Source organism: Actinacidiphila sp. bgisy160, assembly GCF_057707815.1.
On sequence record NZ_JBYIQW010000014.1, the window covers coordinates 123,623 to 139,326 of the forward strand.

Genomic DNA, 15,704 nt, shown 5'->3' on the forward strand with positions numbered 1-15,704 from the left:
GTCCACCTATAGACACATCAAGACAGGCGTGCGTGTGTGCGGGTGCCTAACGTTGATCATATGACCGAGGAAGCCGGGCCGACCTGGGACCCGAAGCGCCCGCGATGGCAGCAGATCGCCGACGTGATCCGGGCGCGTATCGCCGACGGCACATATCCGCCGGACACGATGGTGAGTGAGTCGGCGATCATGCAGGAATTCGGCGTTGTCAAAATGACCGCCCGCAAGGCAGTGGCCGCTCTGCGCACCGAAGGGTTGTTGGTAACCACTCCCGGTATGGGGAGTTTTGTTACGGAAGCCCCCGATAAGAGCGAATGAATTTGTTCCGGAAACAAACAAATAGCCCCACAGGCTGCATCTAGGGAACGGTTACATGCTGGAATTTATTGCATTCGCTCTATTTGCCTTCCTTGCCGGTGGCTTGACCAGGGCAATCCACGCGAGGCGGTCAAAAGGGCGCACGGCAGAATTTGAACAAGGTGTGAATCCGGCTGTTTCTTGTCGTGTCTCGTGGAAGCGCGGATTGGGGCGCCGGGCTTTCGTGTATGGAAAGCTCAAAAGTGACGCAGGTGGTGCGATTTTCACGCGTCCAGCGAGGCAGTCGGTGCGTCTACCGGTAGGTGGACGTGCCACGCGGAGCGCTAGCTGGCGACCTGGTATGGAAATTCTCGAGTACGAGGCTCGGGAAGGTGATCAACTTCGGATTCTCGCATACGAAGGAGATGTGGACCTCGTGGCGCGCTACCTTCGATCCACTGATCCGGACGGGCGCTAATTAAGCTTACTGGTTATTTTGCGTTCTCCTTGTCAGCGGCGCGCAACGTTACGCGGTGATCGGCGAGTCACCATTTGATTGGTGGGAATGGCGTCACGTTTAGTGAGCGCGGGGATGGCTCATCGAGATGACTACCCGTACTGAATCCGGGTTGCTAAACGACACGGTGTGGAAAGGTCCAGAAACCGGGTCCCCCCCCTCCCCCTTTCGGTCATTTTCCGCTACCCCCTGCCCCTCTTCAATCGCATAACCAACTCCTCCCGAGGCGTGGTCGTCACGAGACGGCAGGCATTCGGGCGGAGTCGATGGAGAGCCCGCCGGAGCCTCGCACCGGATACCGCGCGCCGATGCCCGACACACGTAGTCGGCAAGTCCGTTGGCGCGCACGGCCCGGTACAGATTCCCGCCACACCCGGCGCACTTGGCCACACCGAGGAGCAGTGCCGTCGTATCGCTGCGGGTGCGCTTCTCGTGGGGCGTACGCACGTTCAGGGCGTCCTGTAGGGCGTCGAACTCGTCCCGCGTTAGCACGGGGTCACCGATCATCACGGGCGCTCCCTCGGCATCGCGGACGGTCTTCCCCTGGTGGATTCGGTGGCCCATCAGCGCCGGGGTGCGGAGCACCTTGGACAGCGTGCCGGACGTCCACATGAACCGCTCGTGGTGGCGTCCGCCCCGCATGCCTCCCGTCGGCTTCCCGGCGCGAATCTTGGCGTAGTCGCGGGGCACCGGGATGCCTTCTTCATTGAGCTTGATCGAGATCGACTGCAACGAAGCGCCGTCGAGGACATCCCGGATTATGCGGGTGATCACAGCCACGGCCTCAGGGTCCGGTGCCAGCTTGAATCCCGCACCGTCCGGGTTCTTCACTTTCTGGTATCCGTACGGCGGAAGACCGCCCGAATACCGGCCCTGAGTGCGGAGCGCCGCCATGGCACCCGTGACGCGTTCCCGGATGGCGGTTGCCTCCATCTGAGCGGCGAAAGCCATCATGGTGGCGATCATGTCCGTCATCGGGTTCGGCACGCTGAAATCAAAGTCCATCGCGCCTTCGGCAAAGACCAGTCGCTTGCCGTGCTCCCGTGCCCACTTGACGAGTTCGTTCATGTCGGCCATGGAGCGAACTGCGCGGTCAAGACGCCACCAGATGACAGCGTCGAAGTCGTCGGCGCGATCGCGGAACCATACGCCCAAGTCGGGGCGGTCGAAGGGGCTGGTCTTGGTGGCCGACACGTCCAGGTCTTCCGCCTCGCCGATGATCACCATGCCCCGGCGTTCGGCGGCAGTGCGGTTGGCGTCCCGTTGGCGTTCCGGGGACGTGGTGGCGTCGGTCCGGACGCTGAGCCTGATGGCGCTGAGTGCGCGTAGCTGAGTCACGAGGTCAAAGCTGCAATATGGGTCGACCGGATGGCGCATCGACCTCCATGGCCACCCGCGGCCTGGCGGCCCGGGCCGCGGAGCCCCGGGTCGAGCGTGCGGACACCCACCCCGAACGCTGGTCCGACCACGCGCCGGTGACGGTCACCTACGACCTCGGCTAGGTGAACGGTCCCGGCGGCTACCCGGGCCGCACCGCGGACGGCCTGGCCGACCGCCTCCGCGGCGGCTTCGGGGGCACCACACCGTTCACCCTGGGGTGGCGGGGTTCCGCCGTCGCCCGGCGCGCGCTGGGCGCGACGCCGGACGCCTCCGGGGAGCCGGACAGCCACTTCGGCCTGGTCCTGGAGGTGCTCGCGGAAGGCGATGTGGAGCTCGTCCTCGGCTGAGGTCACCGCGACACCCGGTGCCGCCGTCCGCGACCGCCGGGGGCGCCGCCGCCGTATCGTCTAGTCAGCTGCCGTTTTCCGGAGGAGTACCCATGGCGCCGCCCGTCGTCCGCTCTCTGCGTGAGCAGATCCGCGAGTTCATCGTGGACGGCATCGTCAGCGGGCGGTGGAAGCCCGGGGAGCGGATCGTCGAGCGGGGCATCGCCACCGAGCTGAAGGTCAGCCAGACGCCCGTGCGGGAAGCGCTGCGGGAGCTGGAGGTCATGCGGCTCATCGAGTCGGCGCCGAACAAGGGCGTGCGGGTGCGCAGGCTGACCGCCGCGGACCTGGAGGAGATCTACCCGGTACGGGCCGGCCTGGAGCAGATTGCCGCGGAGCTGGCCGCGCCCCGCCTGCGGCAGGACCTGTCGGGGCTGGAGGCCGAGGTCGCGCTGCTGCGGAAGGCGGACGCGGTGGGCGACGCCGGGGCGCAGGTGCGGCACACCGTCGCGTTCCACCGCGAGCTGGTGCGGGCCTCGGGCAACAGCGTGCTGCTGCACACCTGGGAGTCGCTGGGCATCGAGGTGTGGACGGCGCTGTCGATCCGCTGGCTGGGCACCCGGCAGCGGTTGTACGCCGAGGAGCACCAGGCGGTCGTGGAGGCCTTCCGCAGGGACGATCCGCGGGTCGGCGAACTGGTCAAGGAGCACGTGCTGGGCTGCGCCCCGCAGGGCGAGTGACGCCGCCCGGAGGAACCGGAGTTCTCCGACGTGTGACTCTCGTCACAGGGTATTTGATCGATCATCGATCAGAATTATGGTGTGGGAGACGGGGACACCCTGCCCGCACGGAACCATCTGGAAGGCGTTCACCATGACCGACGCCACGCTGAGCGCACTCGATCACCTGCCGGACCCGGACCCGGAGGAAACCGGTGAATGGGCCGCCTCTCTCGACGCGGTCACCCGTGCCGCCGGCCCGGACCGCGCGGCCTACCTGATGCGCCGCACCTTCGACCACGCGCGGGCGTCGGGTCTCTCGGTGCCGTCGGTGCTGGAGACCGAGCACATCAACACCATCCCGACCGCCGCGGAGCCCGAGCTGCCCGGCGACGAGGAGATGGAGCGGCGCATCGCGGGATGGAACCGCTGGAACGCCGCCGCCATGGTGACCCGCGGCAGCCGCTACGGCCTGGGCGGTCACATCGCCACCTTCGCCTCCGCGGCCTGGCTGTACGAGACCGGCTTCAACCACTTCTTCCACGGCAAGGAGTGGGGGTCCTCCCGGGCCGACGGCTCCGGGGGAGGCTCCGGCGACCAGCTGTACATCCAGGGCCACGCCTCCCCCGGCATCTACGCCCGCGCCTTCCTCGACGGCCGTCTCACCGAGCGGCACCTGGACAACTTCCGCCAGGAGGCGGGCGGCGACGGCCTGCCCTCCTACCCGCACCCGCGCCGGCTGCCCTGGCTGTGGGAGTTCCCGACCGTGTCGATGGGCCTCGGCCCGCTCGCCGCGATCCAGCAGGCCCGCTTCAACCGCTACCTGACGCACCGCGGCATCAAGGACACCTCCGGCTCGCACGTGTGGGCCTTCCTGGGCGACGGCGAGATGGACGAGCCGGAGTCGACCGCCGCCCTCGGCCTCGCCGGCCGTGAGGGGCTGGACAACCTCACCTTCGTGATCAACTGCAACCTGCAGCGTCTCGACGGCCCGGTCCGCGCCAACTTCAAGATCGTCCAGGAGCTGGAGGCGAAGTTCCGCGCCGCAGGATGGAACGTCGTCAAGTCGTTGTGGGGTTCCGCCTGGGACGAGCTGTTCGCCCTCGACACCACCGGCGCTCTCGTCCGGCGGCTGCGCGAGGTCCCCGACGGGCAGTTCCAGACCTACGCCACCCGCGACGCCGCCTACATCCGGGAGCACTTCTTCGGTGCCGACCCGGCCCTGGCCGAGATGGCGAAGCTGCTGACCGACGCCAAGATCGCCGAGTGCTTCCACACCTCCCGCGGCGGTCACGAGCCGCGCAAGGTGTACGCGGCCTACCGTGCGGCCACGACGCACAAGGGCGCGCCGACGGTGATCCTCGCGCAGACCGTCAAGGGCTGGACGCTGGGCCGCGGTTTCGAGTCGCGCAACGCGAACCACCAGATGAAGAAGCTCACCGTCCCCGAGTTCCGTACCATGCGCGACCTGCTCGAACTCCCCATCCCGGACAGCGCGCTCTCCGGCGACCTGGTGCCGTACGCCCACCCGGGCGCCGACTCCCCCGAGGTGCGCTACCTGCAGGAGCGCCGTGCCGAACTCGGCGGCCCCGCGCCGGCCCGCCGGGTGCACCCGGTGGCGCTGCCCGAGCCGTCCGCGAAGCCCTTCGAGGCCCTGGCCAAGGGCTCCGGCGGCCAGGAGATCGCGACGACGATGGCCCTGGTCCGGCTGATGAAGGACCTGATGCGGGAGAAGGAGAGCGGACGCCGCTGGGTACCGATCGTGCCCGACGAGGCGCGGACCTTCGGCATGGAGTCGCTCTTCCCGAGCGCCGGCATCTACTCGCCGCTCGGCCAGACCTACGACCCGGTCGACCGCGACATGCTCCTGTACTACAAGGAGGCGGAGAGCGGCCAGATCCTCAACGAGGGGATCACCGAGGCCGGTTCGATGGCCTCCTTCACCGCCGCGGCGACCTCGTACGCCACGCACGGCGAGCCGATGATCCCGCTCTACATCTTCTACTCGATGTTCGGCTGGCAGCGGACCGCCGACCAGATGTGGGCCCTGGCCGACCAGCTCGGCCGCGGCTTCCTGGTCGGGGCGACCGCGGGCCGCACGACGATGACGGGCGAGGGCCTGCAGCACGCCGACGGGCACTCGCACCTGATCGCGTCCACGAACCCGGCGGCGATCTCGTACGACCCGGCGTTCGCCTACGAGATCGGTGTGATCGTCCGCGAGGGCCTGCGCCGCATGTACGGCCCCGACGCGGAGGACGTCTTCTACTACCTGACGGTCTACAACGAGCCCAAGACCCAGCCGGCCATGCCGGCGGAGCCCGGGGTCGAGGAAGGCATCGTCAAGGGCCTGTACCGCTTCCGCGCCGCCGACACCGCCGGGCTCCCGGCCGACGCGCCGCGGCTGCAGCTGATGGCCTCCGGCACGGCGATCCACTGGGCCCTGGAGGCGCAGCGACTGCTGGCCGCGGAGTGGGGCGTGGCGGCGGACGTGTGGTCGGCGACCTCGTGGAGCGAGCTGCGGCGCGGCGGTCTGGCGTACGACGCGGCCCGGCTGCGCGGCGAGGACGCCCCGCTCCCCCACGTCACGCGCGTGCTGGAGGGCGCGCCGGGCCCGGTGGTGGCGGTGAGCGACTGGATGCGCGCGGTGCCGGACCAGATCAGCCAGTGGGTGCCGCAGGAATGGCACTCGATCGGCACCGACGGCTTCGGCCTGTCGGACACGCGCGAGGCGGCCCGCCGCCACTTCGGCGTGGACCCGCAGTCGGTGGTCGTCGCGGCGCTGGCCGCGCTCGCCGGGCGCGGCGAGGTGAAGCGGGAGACCGTCCAGGAGGCCCGTGAGCGTTACGGGCTCTGAGAGCCGGCTTCCCCACCCCGCCCCGGGTGGGGACACGAGGGCCGGGTACGCCGTCAGGCGTACCCGGCCCTCATCCATGTCCGCGCGCGCCCGACCGGTGCCCGCTCGTGCGCCCTCTCACGTCCCGTGTGCCCACTGCCCCCTGGAGACCTCTCCCCGGATACATAAGGCGGTGATATAAATTCCTTATGCATCTTCCCGACGACGACCTGGACCACAGCCACGCCGTCGACGTGGCGCGGGCCCTGGAGCGGCTGTACCGCATGCTGCGCAGGCTCAGCCAGCCGAGCGAGCTGTCACTGACCACCGTGGCGACGCTGTCCACGCTGGAGCAGTCCGGCCCGCTCCGGCTGACCGAGCTGGCGGCCCTGGAGGGCGTCACGCAGCCGGCGATGACCCAGGTCGTGTCACGGCTGACGGAGGCGGGACTGGCCGGTCGCGCGGCGGAACCCGCGGACGGGCGCGTGGTGCTCGTCGACATCACCGACGCGGGCCGGGAGGCCATCGCCCGGCGGCGCGCCATGCGTGCCGAGCGGCTCGGGGAGTTGCTGGAACAGCTGAGCCCGGACGAGCGGTCGGCGCTGGTGGCCGCGCTGCCGGCCGTGGAGGCACTGACCCGGCTGGGGCCGCCCCCGGCCTCGTCGCGCCTCGCCCAGCGGAGCAATTGATCAGGCATCGGTTCTACGTCGGAGCAGCTTCATGACCGCGCATGCGCGATCGTCCCGTTCCGTGAATCCGTTCAAACAGCCGAAGGCCGTGTTCGCGGTCGCCTTCGCCTGTGTGGTCTCGTTCATGGGGATCGGACTCGTCGACCCGATCCTGCCCGCGATATCGGAGCAACTGGACGCCACTCCCAGCCAGGTGGCGCTGCTGTTCACCAGCTACCTGGTGGTGACCGCGGTCGCCATGCTCATCACCAACTGGGTCTCCAGCCGGATCGGCGCCAAGCGGACGCTGATCGCGGGCCTCGCCCTGATCGTGGTGTTCGCGGCCCTGGCCGGCACCTCGGGGAGCATCGGCGGCATCGTCGGCTTCCGCGCGGGCTGGGGCATCGGCAACGCCCTGTTCATCGCCACCTCGCTGGCGGTGATCGTGGCCTCCGCGAGCGGCGGCTTCGTGGGCGCGATCATCCTCTACGAGACCGCGCTGGGCGTCGGCATCGCGGTGGGCCCGCTGCTCGGCGGGCTGCTGGGCAACGTGAGCTGGCGCGGCCCGTTCTACGGCGTCGCCGTCCTGATGGCCATCGCGCTGGTCGCCACGGTCGTCCTGGTGGAGCCGATCCCGCTGCCGGCCCGCAAGACCGGGCTGAGCGAGCCGCTGCGCGCGCTGCGCCACCGCGGCCTGCTGACGATGTCGCTCACGGCCCTCTGCTACAACTGGGCGTTCTTCACCGTGCTCGGCTACGCGCCCTTCCCGATGGGGCTCGGCGCGATCCAGCTCGGCCTGGTCTTCACCGGCTGGGGCGCCCTGGTCGCGGTCTTTGCCGTCTTCGGCGCGCCGCGGCTGCAGGCCCGGCTGGGCATCGCGCGGACGCTCTACGCCAGCCTCGCGCTGTTCGCCCTCACCGTGCTGGCCATCGCCATCTGGACGAACAACCGGACCGTGCTGATCGTCTGCGTGATCGTCGCCGGTGTCTTCATCGGCGTGAACAACACGGTCACCACACAGGCGGTCATGACCGTCGCGCCCGTCGACCGCGCCGTCGCCTCCGCCGCGTACGGCTTCGTCCGCTTCATCGGCGGCGGTCTGGCGCCGTTCGCGGCGGGCAAGCTGGTCGAGGCGTTCGGGATCCACGTGCCGTTCTACATCGGCGCCGGGGCACTCGTGCTGGGCATCGTGATCCTCTCCACCGCCCACGGGCTGCTGAAGGAGGCCGAGAAGGTCCAGGCCGAACAGGTCGACCCCACCGCGAACCCCGCCCCGGAACCCGTCCCCTGGGCCGACGCCGCCGCGTCGCTGGTGCCGGTCGAGCACGACGCCGTGGTGCCCGGTGACGCGGGCCGCGGTGCCATCGTCGCCGCCGTGGACGGCTCCCCGAACGCCGAGCGCGTCACCGAGGCCGCCGGCCGCCTCGCGACGATCAACGGCCGTACGGTGCACGTCGTCCACGCCGAGGAGTCCGCCGTCGCGGGTGACGCGGCCACCGGCGCCGACGACCTGGAGTCCGCCCGGATCGCCGTCCGCAAGCACCTGGACCGGCTCGCCGCCCTCGGCATCCCGGCCGTCGGCCATGTGCTGCGGAACGCCACCGGCCACGGTGAGGTGGGCCGTCTGGTCGCCGAGCACGCGGAGCGCACCGGCGCCCGCGCCATCGTCGTCGGGGCGCCCACCCACGGCGGGCTGTCCGCGCTGATGGACGCGAGCGCCGGGCAGGCCCTGATGCGGCACGCGACCTGCGACGTCGTACTGATCAACCCGCGCTCGGCGGACCTGGGGGCCGCGGCCTGAGCCCATCGCGGAGAATCACGGTGGCCGCGCCATCGAAATACCGGCAAACCCGACGTATGGTGGCCTGACGATGCCACGTGCCGGGGGACGTGGTCACCGTGACTCCCCATGATCGTGACGGCGGCGCCGGAGGCGGCCATGGCCGATCCCAAGGGCTTTCTCACCACCCCCCGCCGTACCCCCGCGCGGCGCCCCGTCTGCGAGCGCGTCGAGGACTGGCACGAGGTCTACACTGGCCAGAGCCTGCTGCCGATCATCTCCGCGCAGGCCGGCCGGTGCATGGACTGCGGCATCCCGTTCTGCCACGACGCCTGCCCGCTGGGCAACATGATCCCCGACTGGAACGACCTGGTGTACCGCGAGGACTGGGCCACCGCCTCGGAGCGGCTGCACGCCACCAACAACTTCCCCGAGTTCACCGGCCGGCTGTGCCCGGCGCCCTGCGAGAGCGCCTGCGTCCTGACCATCAACGCCGACCCCGTCACGATCAAGAACGTCGAGGTGGCCATCGCCGACCGCGCGTGGCAGGAGGGCTTCGTCCTCCCCCGACCGCCCGAACGGCACTCCGGGCGCACGGTCGCCGTGGTCGGCTCCGGACCCGCCGGGCTCGCCGCCGCCCAGCAGCTCACCCGGGTCGGCCACACGGTGACGGTCTACGAGCGGGCGGACCGGCTCGGCGGGCTCCTGCGCTACGGCATACCGGAGTTCAAGATGGAGAAGCACCATCTGGACCGGCGCCTGACGCAGATGCGCGCCGAGGGCACGCTCTTCCGCACCGGGGTCGAGGTGGGCGCGGACCTCGACGCGGGGCGGGTCGTCGCCGAGCACGACGCGGTGCTCCTCGCGGTGGGCGCCACGGCCTGGCGCGAGCTGCCGGTGCCCGGACGGGAACTGGCGGGCATCCACCAGGCGATGGAGTACCTGCCGCTGGCGAACCGGGTGCAGGAGGGCGACCTGGCCGAGTCACCGGTCAGCGCGGAAGGCAAGGACGTCGTCATCGTGGGCGGCGGCGACACCGGCGCCGACTGCCTGGGCACCGTGCTGCGGCAGCACGCGGCCTCCGTCGTGCAGCTCGACATCAACCCCCTGCCGGGCGAGCTCCGCTCCGAGCACGAGCCGTGGCCGGTGTACCCGCGGGTCTACCGGGTCTCCCCCGCCCACGAGGAGGCCCGTGAGGTGGCCCGGCGCGGGGGCTGGGACCCGGCGGAGCACGGTGGTGTGCCGCTGCCGGGACCGGACGGCGACATACGGGTGTTCTCCGCGTCGACCTTCCGCTTCGAGGGCGACGACACGGGGCACGTGCGGTCGCTCCACCTGGTCGGCGTCGAGCCGCGGCACCGGCGCCCGCAGCAGGGCACCGAACGCGTCATCCCCGCGCAGCTGGTGCTGCTGGCGCTCGGGTTCTCCGGGGCCGAGCGCGACTGCGCTCTGGTGACCCAGCTCGGCCTGGAAATCGACCGGCGCGGCCACGTCGTCCGCGACGCCGGCTTCGCCACCGGGGTGGAGAAGGTCTTCGTCGCGGGCGACGCGGGCCGCGGTCAGTCGCTGATCGTCTGGGCGATCGCCGAGGGCCGGTCGGCCGCGGCGTCGGTCGACCGATGGCTCAACGGCACTACCTGCCTGTCGGCGCCGATCACACCGACGACCCGGCCACTGGTGGCGTGACGGCGGCGGAACGCGGGCGCGGCTCGAAGCCGCATCCGGTGGCCCAGCGCGGCCTGGAAATCGGCCGGCGCGGCCACGTCGTCCGCGACGCCGGCTTCGCCACCGGGGTGGAGAAGGTCTTCGTCGCGGGCGACGCGGGCCGCGGTCAGTCGCTGATCGTCTGGGCGATCGCCGAGGGCCGGTCGGCCGCGGCGTCGGTCGACCGATGGCTCAACGGCACTACCTGCCTGCCGGCGCCGATCACACCGACGACCCGGCCACTGGTGGCGTGACGGCGGCGGAACGCGGGCGCGGCTGGAAGCCCGCGGCGCGGTAGCAGGCATCGATCATGCGCATCGACTCCACGGCGTCGTCGGCGTCCGTGAGCAGCGGGGCGCCGTCGCGAAGCGTCGCCGCGAAGGCCTCCAGCTGGTAGGTGTACGAAGAACGCCTGCCGAGCTCCTCGACCCGCTCGCCGTCCGGAGTGCGGACCACGACGCGGTCGTCCGTGTGCGGCAGCACGAAGCACGGCGCCGTGGCCTCGCCCCGGCTGCCGACGATGCGGAAGCTCATCTCGAGGGCCTCGGCGTCCATGTGGCAGCGGGCCGAGGCGGTGGCGCCGCCGGGGTACTCCAGATCGGCGTCCAGCCAGGCGTCGACGCCGGGCGCGGTGGCGCGCTCCCCGCCGCGGGCCTCGACCAGGCGCGGGGCGCCGCCGGCCCAGGGGGCCAGGGACCGCGCCGCGTGCAGGGAGTAGCAGCCCAGGTCCATCATGGCGCCGCCGGCCAGCGGCAGGGACCAGCGGGGATCCTCGTCAGCCGGCGCGGGGATGTCGACCACGGTCTCCACGTGCCGCAGCTCACCGAGCTCGCCGGACTCCAGCAGCTCGTGCAGGCGCCGGGTGACCGGGTGGTAGAGGTAGTGGAACGCCTCCATGACGACCACGCCCGCCTTGGCGGCCGCGTCGCGCACCTCGATGGCCTCCTCGAGGTTGCTCGCGGAGGGCTTCTCGCTGAGCACGTGCTTGCCCGCGGCGATGGCGGCCAGGTTCCAGGGGCCGTGCAGGCCGTTGGCGAGCGGGTTGTAGACGGCCTCGACCTCGGCGTCGGCGATGACGTCGGCGTACGAGTCCAGCACGCGCTCGACGCCGTGCTCGGCCGCGAAGTCCGCAGCCCGCGAGCGGTCGCGGGCGGCTACGGCGACGAGCCGGTGCCCGGTCGTGCGGGCGGGGGCCGCGAGGGCGGCCCCGGCGATGCGGGCGGCGCCGAGCACGCCGATGCGCAACGGTTCGGTGGTCATGCGGTGCGTACCTCTTCCATACGTACGGGTCCGTGGTCCCCTGGGGACAACGTGCAGGCCTCGGCGATCCATCCGGCCTCGACCCCGTCGGCGACGGTACACGGCACGGGCGAACGGGCCGTGACGGCCTCGGGCTGAACCGGCCGGGCCGGGAAGAAGCGGTGCGGCGGCCCGAGTGGCGTTCCCGCCTCCCCGGGAGGGTCCGTGGTTAGGGTGGACGGAGGGCCGGTATCGCCCGTACCACCGCCCGTGCCGCTTCTGCGCCGCTCCCACGATCGTCGCCACGACCGCGACCGTGTCCAGCCGACAAGGTGTCCGCCATGAGCCTGAGCATCCACAACCAGTTCCCGGCCACCGTCGTCTCCGTCACCTCCGGCAAGGCGATGACCACTGTCAAGGCCCGGCTGGCGGGCGACCAGGAGGTCACGGCGGCCGTGGCGACCGACACCGTCGCGGAACTCGGCATCGCGGCCGGATCCCCGGTGACCGTCCTCGTCAAGGCCACCCAGGTCGCGCTCGCCACGGGTGACGTCCGGGGGGTGAGCGTCCGCAACCGGCTGGCCGGCACGGTCACCTCGGTCACGCTCGGTGCCGCGATGGCGAACGTCGGCGTCGCGGCCGAGGGCGGCACCCTGACGGCGGCGGTCACCAAGGAGGCCGTGGACGAGCTGGGCATCACCGCCGGTACGCCGGTCGTGGCCCTGGTGAAGTCCACCGAGGTCGCGCTCGCGACCGCCTGACGGCGGCCCGGACCCGTGCGCGCCGCGCTCGTCGACATCGACGGCGTCCTCACCGTCTCCTGGCAGCCCCTGCCGGGCGCGGTCGAGGCACTGGCACGGCTGCGGGCGGCAGGCGTCCCGCTCGTGCTGCTGACCAACACCACCTCCCGCACCCGCGCGGCCATCGCGTCCACCCTCGCGGACACCGGCTTCCCGGTGCGGGCGGAGGACATCCTGACCGCGCCCGCCGTCACCGGGCGTTATCTGGCCGCGCAGCACCCCGGGGCCCGGTGCCTGCTGCTCAACAGCGGGGCCATTGCCGAGGACCTCGGGGACGTCCGGCTGGTCGCCCCCGGCGAGGACGCGGACGTGGTCGTCGTGGGCGGCGCGGGCCCGGAGTTCGGGTACGAGGCGCTCGACGCGGTGTTCCGGCAACTGCGGCGCGGGGCCCGGCTGGTGGCCGTGCACCGCAACCTGTACTGGCGGACCCGGGACGGCCTCCGACTGGACACCGGCGCCTTCCTGCTCGGCCTGGAGCGCGCCGCGCGCGTGGAGGCGGTCGTCGTGGGCAAGCCGTCGGCGGCCTTCTTCGCCATCGCGCTGGACCGGCTCGGGGTTCCCGCCGGCGACGCGGTGATGATCGGCGACGACATCGACTCCGACGTACTCGCGGCGCAGCGCCACGGCGTGACCGGCGTGCTGGTGCGGACGGGCAAGTACCTGCCGGAGACCCACCGTGCCGCCGACCCGCAGCCCGACCACGTCCTGGACTCCTTCGCGGACGTCCCGCGGCTGTTCGGGCTGGACGACTGACACCGCGCGACGCTGGCGCTTGGCGATGTCCCGCATCTGGGATATCGTCCCGGATATGAGAGAGCCCGATCCCGGGTCGGTCGACGCCCGCCTGGCCGCGCGCCTCGCCGAACTGCGCGACGAACGCGGCTGGTCCCTCGACGAGCTCGCCACGCGCACCGGCATCAGCCGCTCGACGCTCTCCCGCCTCGAACGCGCCGAGATCAGCCCCACGGCCGCCCTCCTCGGGCGCCTGTGCACGACGTACGAACGCACCATGTCCCGGCTGCTCGCCGAGGTCGAGAGCGGCAGCGACCCCGCACAGCTCGTACGCGCCGCCGACCAGCGCGTCTGGACCGACACCCCGTCCGGCTTCGAACGGCGCTCCGTCTCACCTCCGCATCCGGGACTGCGCGCCGAGATCGTCGAGGGCGTGCTGCGCCCCGGCGCGGACATCGCGTACGACGGGCCTCCCGTCGCCGGGCTCGAGCACCACGTGTGGCTGCGCGAGGGCGTCCTCGAGGTCACCGTCCAGGGCCACTCCCAGCGGCTCGCCCCCGGCGACTGCCTCCGCTACCGCCTGTGGGGCCCCTCCCGCTTCCGCTGCCCAGGCCCGGACCCCGCCCGCTACTCCGTCGTGGTCGTACTGCCGTGAAGGACACCCCCGCCCCCGTGCACACCATCGCCCCGCTGTCCGCCGAAGCCCTGCTGGACTGCGCCGACGACCTCGCCGCCCTCCTCGTGGACGCCGTCGAGGGCGGCGCGTCCCTCGGCTTCGTGGCCCCCTTCACGCAGGCCGAGGCCGCCGCCTGGTGGCGCACCCGGGCCCGCGCCGTCGCGGCTGGCGACCTCACCGTCTGGGCCGCGCGCGACGCCTCCGGCGTCGCCGGCACCGTCAGCCTCGCCCACGAGGCCAAGCCCAACGGCCGCCACCGCGCCGAGGTCCTCAAGCTCATGGTCCACCGCCGCGCCCGCGGCCACGGCCTCGGCCGCACCCTCCTCACCGCCGCCGAACACGCCGCGGCGGCCGCGGGCGCGGCCCTCCTCCTGCTCGACACCGAGACCGGCAGCCCCGCCGAACACCTCTACCGCACCGCCGGCTGGACCCCCTACGGCACCGTCCCCGCCCACGCCGCGAACCCGAACGGCGTGCTGCGGCCGACGACCTTCTACTTCAAGGCGCTGAGGTCTGCGTGACGCGTGGCGTCGGCCCCGCGTGGCGGCCGGCGGGCGTCTTCCACGTGCTCGCGGAGGAGCGCGTCGGCCGAGGATCGGCCGTGGTGATCCGGGACTTGCCGGGCGGGTGGCGCGGCCCCGTAGGCTGAACGCCCGTCGTCGCACTGCTTGGGGGAGTAATGACCAGTAGGTTCACCGAGTTGGCTGTCGACTGCCACGATCCGGAGCGCCTCGCGGCCTTCTGGTGCGCGGTACTGGACTTCAAGGTGATCGACCGGAGCGAGGGCAAGGTCGAGATCGGCTCCTGGGAGCCCACCGTCGAGGAGGTCCTGGCCCGCCAGATGCCGCCGACCCTGGTATTCGTCCGGGTGCCCGAGGGCAAGACCCGCAAGAACCGGCTCCACTTGGACGTAAGCCCGATCGACGGCAGTACCGAGGACGAGGTGGCCAGGCTGCTCGACCTCGGCGCCACGAGAGTGGACGTGGGCCAGGGCCCCGGCCGGAGTTGGGTGGTCATGGCCGACCCCGAGGGCAACGAGTTCGACGTCCTGCGCACCCTGGCGCCGTCCGGCTCCCTGACCGGCCAGGGTTAGTGGCACCTGCGTCGGTCACGGCGGCCGGTCAGGCGGGCAGCGTGAAGAGGCGGTACTCGGAGACCGTGGTGAACCCGGAGCGGCGGTAGAGGGGTTCGCCGGCCGGGCTGGCCAGGAGGGCGGCCTGGTGGGTGCCGCGGTCGTGGGCGAGGCGGAGGGCGGCCGCGGTCAGCGCGGCGCCGATGCCGCGGCGGCGGTGGGGCTCGGCGACGTGGACGAGGAAGATGCCGGCCACGCCGTGCGCCGTGATCACCACCGTGGTGCCGACGACGTCACCGTCCAGCACGGCGGCGAGGCGGACGACGTCCGCGTTGTCCGCGCGCCGGGCCTCGAAGCGTACGAGGTCGCGCTGAAGCCCGGGCGCGATGCCCATGGAGGTGCGGTACGTGCGGACCAGGCCGGCCAGCCGGTCCGGGGTCTCGACCGCCTCGACGCGCAGCCCCGCCGGCGGGTCCTCGGGGTCCGGGGCGCGGTCGAGGGGCCGCACCATCAGGGGCAGGGCGCCCAGCGGGACCGCGCCGTGCCGGGTCAGGGCGGCGGCGGTGCCTTCGGGACTGTCCGGGCCGGCCCACCACCACCAGGGGACGCCCGCGAGTTCGGTGCGCGCGGTGGCCACGGCCCGGCCGAGCGCGTCCAGGGACCTTATCCGGACCACGCCGTTGAACTGCGGCGTGGCGAGACCGCTGCGGTAGCGGTCGAGGCCGCCGTCGCCGCCCTGCGTCCGGCCCCAGCCCATCAGATACTGACGGAAGTTGGCGGTGACCTCCGCCAGTGCCTCCGTGCTCGCCGTGCCCAACACGTCTCCTTTCGCCCGCTGACTCGCGCGATCACGATGTCACACGTGTCGCACGCCCAGGACACCCGCACCACGACCATGAAAGCCCTTCCTCGCAGGCGGGGACCCCCCCATTATGCTGACCGGCATGAATGAGGGACT

At 71.8% G+C, this 15,704-nt stretch carries 15 protein-coding genes and 3 pseudogenes; 14 read left to right on the forward strand and 4 right to left on the reverse strand.

Translation table 11 applies throughout. From position 1 onward, the window contains the following. Nucleotides 1-60 precede the first annotated feature (60 nt). Nucleotides 61-318 carry a GntR family transcriptional regulator gene (locus tag AC3EUJ_RS14745; protein ID WP_431961650.1) on the forward strand — a complete coding sequence of 86 codons (258 nt, stop codon included), beginning with the start codon at nt 61-63 and terminating at the stop codon, nt 316-318. Nucleotides 319-874: 556 nt separating this feature from the next. Here the strand turns inward: AC3EUJ_RS14745 and AC3EUJ_RS14750 are convergent. Next, nucleotides 875-2,191, reverse strand: a complete 1,317-nt coding sequence (locus AC3EUJ_RS14750; RefSeq protein ID WP_431961651.1) for a recombinase family protein — start codon at nt 2,189-2,191, stop codon at nt 875-877. On the opposite strand from AC3EUJ_RS14750, the pseudogene AC3EUJ_RS14755 reads away from it, so the two are divergent. From AC3EUJ_RS14755 to gltD, 8 genes and pseudogenes are all read left to right on the forward strand, one after another. Further along, nucleotides 2,181-2,316 (forward strand): annotated as a pseudogene (locus AC3EUJ_RS14755) (exodeoxyribonuclease III); the annotation flags it as partial. The gene AC3EUJ_RS14750 and the pseudogene AC3EUJ_RS14755 sit on opposite strands and share 11 nt — an antisense overlap. After that, on the forward strand, nt 2,317-2,541 hold the full coding sequence (locus AC3EUJ_RS14760; RefSeq protein ID WP_431961652.1) for a barstar family protein: 225 nt from the start codon (nt 2,317-2,319) through the stop codon (nt 2,539-2,541). Nucleotides 2,542-2,633: 92 nt separating this feature from the next. Further along, entirely contained in the window at nt 2,634-3,260 is a 627-nt protein-coding gene (locus AC3EUJ_RS14765; RefSeq protein WP_431961653.1) for a GntR family transcriptional regulator, read from the forward strand. A 133-nt stretch (nt 3,261-3,393) separates the two neighbouring features. Continuing rightward, complete coding sequence (gene aceE / locus AC3EUJ_RS14770; protein WP_431961654.1) at nt 3,394-6,096, forward strand: pyruvate dehydrogenase (acetyl-transferring), homodimeric type; 2,703 nt, start codon at nt 3,394-3,396, stop codon at nt 6,094-6,096. A gap of 188 nt (nt 6,097-6,284) precedes the next feature. Further along, on the forward strand, nt 6,285-6,764 hold the full coding sequence (locus AC3EUJ_RS14775) for a MarR family winged helix-turn-helix transcriptional regulator (protein WP_431961655.1): 480 nt from the start codon (nt 6,285-6,287) through the stop codon (nt 6,762-6,764). A gap of 31 nt (nt 6,765-6,795) precedes the next feature. Continuing rightward, a complete protein-coding gene (locus tag AC3EUJ_RS14780) occupies nt 6,796-8,544 on the forward strand; it encodes an MFS transporter (RefSeq protein WP_431961656.1) in 1,749 nt (582 codons plus the stop codon). Between the two features lie 138 nt (nt 8,545-8,682). Next, nucleotides 8,683-10,209 (forward strand): glutamate synthase subunit beta, encoded by a 1,527-nt coding sequence (locus AC3EUJ_RS14785; RefSeq protein WP_431961669.1) that lies wholly within the window; start codon nt 8,683-8,685, stop codon nt 10,207-10,209. After that, nucleotides 10,203-10,481, forward strand: a pseudogene (gene gltD, locus AC3EUJ_RS14790) (glutamate synthase); the annotation flags it as partial. The gene AC3EUJ_RS14785 and the pseudogene gltD, both read left to right, overlap by 7 nt. Here the strand turns inward: gltD and AC3EUJ_RS14795 are convergent. Then, complete coding sequence (locus tag AC3EUJ_RS14795; protein ID WP_431961657.1) at nt 10,450-11,487, reverse strand: Gfo/Idh/MocA family protein; 1,038 nt, start codon at nt 11,485-11,487, stop codon at nt 10,450-10,452. The pseudogene gltD and the gene AC3EUJ_RS14795 overlap by 32 nt on opposite strands. Beyond that, nucleotides 11,484-11,597, reverse strand: a pseudogene (locus tag AC3EUJ_RS14800) (dehydrogenase); the annotation flags it as partial. The gene AC3EUJ_RS14795 and the pseudogene AC3EUJ_RS14800, both read right to left, overlap by 4 nt. Nucleotides 11,598-11,807: 210 nt before the next feature. Here AC3EUJ_RS14800 and AC3EUJ_RS14805 point away from each other — a divergent pair. From AC3EUJ_RS14805 to AC3EUJ_RS14825, 5 genes are all read left to right on the forward strand, one after another. Next, the gene (locus tag AC3EUJ_RS14805; RefSeq protein WP_431961658.1) at nt 11,808-12,227 is read left to right on the forward strand and encodes a TOBE domain-containing protein; all 420 of its coding nucleotides are present in this window, start codon (nt 11,808-11,810) and stop codon (nt 12,225-12,227) included. A 15-nt stretch (nt 12,228-12,242) separates the two neighbouring features. Next, on the forward strand, nt 12,243-13,019 hold the full coding sequence (locus AC3EUJ_RS14810) for an HAD-IIA family hydrolase (RefSeq protein WP_431961659.1): 777 nt from the start codon (nt 12,243-12,245) through the stop codon (nt 13,017-13,019). A gap of 55 nt (nt 13,020-13,074) precedes the next feature. Then, nucleotides 13,075-13,653 (forward strand): helix-turn-helix domain-containing protein, encoded by a 579-nt coding sequence (locus AC3EUJ_RS14815; protein WP_431961660.1) that lies wholly within the window; start codon nt 13,075-13,077, stop codon nt 13,651-13,653. 17 nt (nt 13,654-13,670) lie between these two features. Next, nucleotides 13,671-14,195 (forward strand): GNAT family N-acetyltransferase, encoded by a 525-nt coding sequence (locus tag AC3EUJ_RS14820; RefSeq protein ID WP_431961670.1) that lies wholly within the window; start codon nt 13,671-13,673, stop codon nt 14,193-14,195. 158 nt (nt 14,196-14,353) lie between these two features. Next, nucleotides 14,354-14,767: a VOC family protein gene (locus tag AC3EUJ_RS14825; protein WP_431961661.1), complete on the forward strand. Its 414-nt coding sequence runs from the start codon at nt 14,354-14,356 to the stop codon at nt 14,765-14,767. Between the two features lie 28 nt (nt 14,768-14,795). Here AC3EUJ_RS14825 and AC3EUJ_RS14830 read toward each other — a convergent pair whose 3' ends face one another. Further along, complete coding sequence (locus tag AC3EUJ_RS14830) at nt 14,796-15,563, reverse strand: GNAT family N-acetyltransferase (RefSeq protein WP_431961662.1); 768 nt, start codon at nt 15,561-15,563, stop codon at nt 14,796-14,798. Nucleotides 15,564-15,704: the final 141 nt, after the last annotated feature.

What these genes read in the sequence shown, in the direction of transcription:
- AC3EUJ_RS14745 (WP_431961650.1), top strand. Translation starts at nt 61, where the DNA reads ATGACCGAGGAAGCCGGGCCGACCTGGGACCCGAAGCGCCCGCGATGG.
- AC3EUJ_RS14750 (WP_431961651.1), bottom strand. Translation starts at nt 2,191, where the DNA reads ATGCGCCATCCGGTCGACCCATATTGCAGCTTTGACCTCGTGACTCAG.
- AC3EUJ_RS14765 (WP_431961653.1), top strand. Translation starts at nt 2,634, where the DNA reads ATGGCGCCGCCCGTCGTCCGCTCTCTGCGTGAGCAGATCCGCGAGTTC.
- aceE (WP_431961654.1), top strand. Translation starts at nt 3,394, where the DNA reads ATGACCGACGCCACGCTGAGCGCACTCGATCACCTGCCGGACCCGGAC.
- AC3EUJ_RS14775 (WP_431961655.1), top strand. Translation starts at nt 6,285, where the DNA reads ATGCATCTTCCCGACGACGACCTGGACCACAGCCACGCCGTCGACGTG.
- AC3EUJ_RS14780 (WP_431961656.1), top strand. Translation starts at nt 6,796, where the DNA reads ATGACCGCGCATGCGCGATCGTCCCGTTCCGTGAATCCGTTCAAACAG.
- AC3EUJ_RS14785 (WP_431961669.1), top strand. Translation starts at nt 8,683, where the DNA reads ATGGCCGATCCCAAGGGCTTTCTCACCACCCCCCGCCGTACCCCCGCG.
- AC3EUJ_RS14795 (WP_431961657.1), bottom strand. Translation starts at nt 11,487, where the DNA reads ATGACCACCGAACCGTTGCGCATCGGCGTGCTCGGCGCCGCCCGCATC.
- AC3EUJ_RS14805 (WP_431961658.1), top strand. Translation starts at nt 11,808, where the DNA reads ATGAGCCTGAGCATCCACAACCAGTTCCCGGCCACCGTCGTCTCCGTC.
- AC3EUJ_RS14815 (WP_431961660.1), top strand. Translation starts at nt 13,075, where the DNA reads ATGAGAGAGCCCGATCCCGGGTCGGTCGACGCCCGCCTGGCCGCGCGC.
- AC3EUJ_RS14825 (WP_431961661.1), top strand. Translation starts at nt 14,354, where the DNA reads ATGACCAGTAGGTTCACCGAGTTGGCTGTCGACTGCCACGATCCGGAG.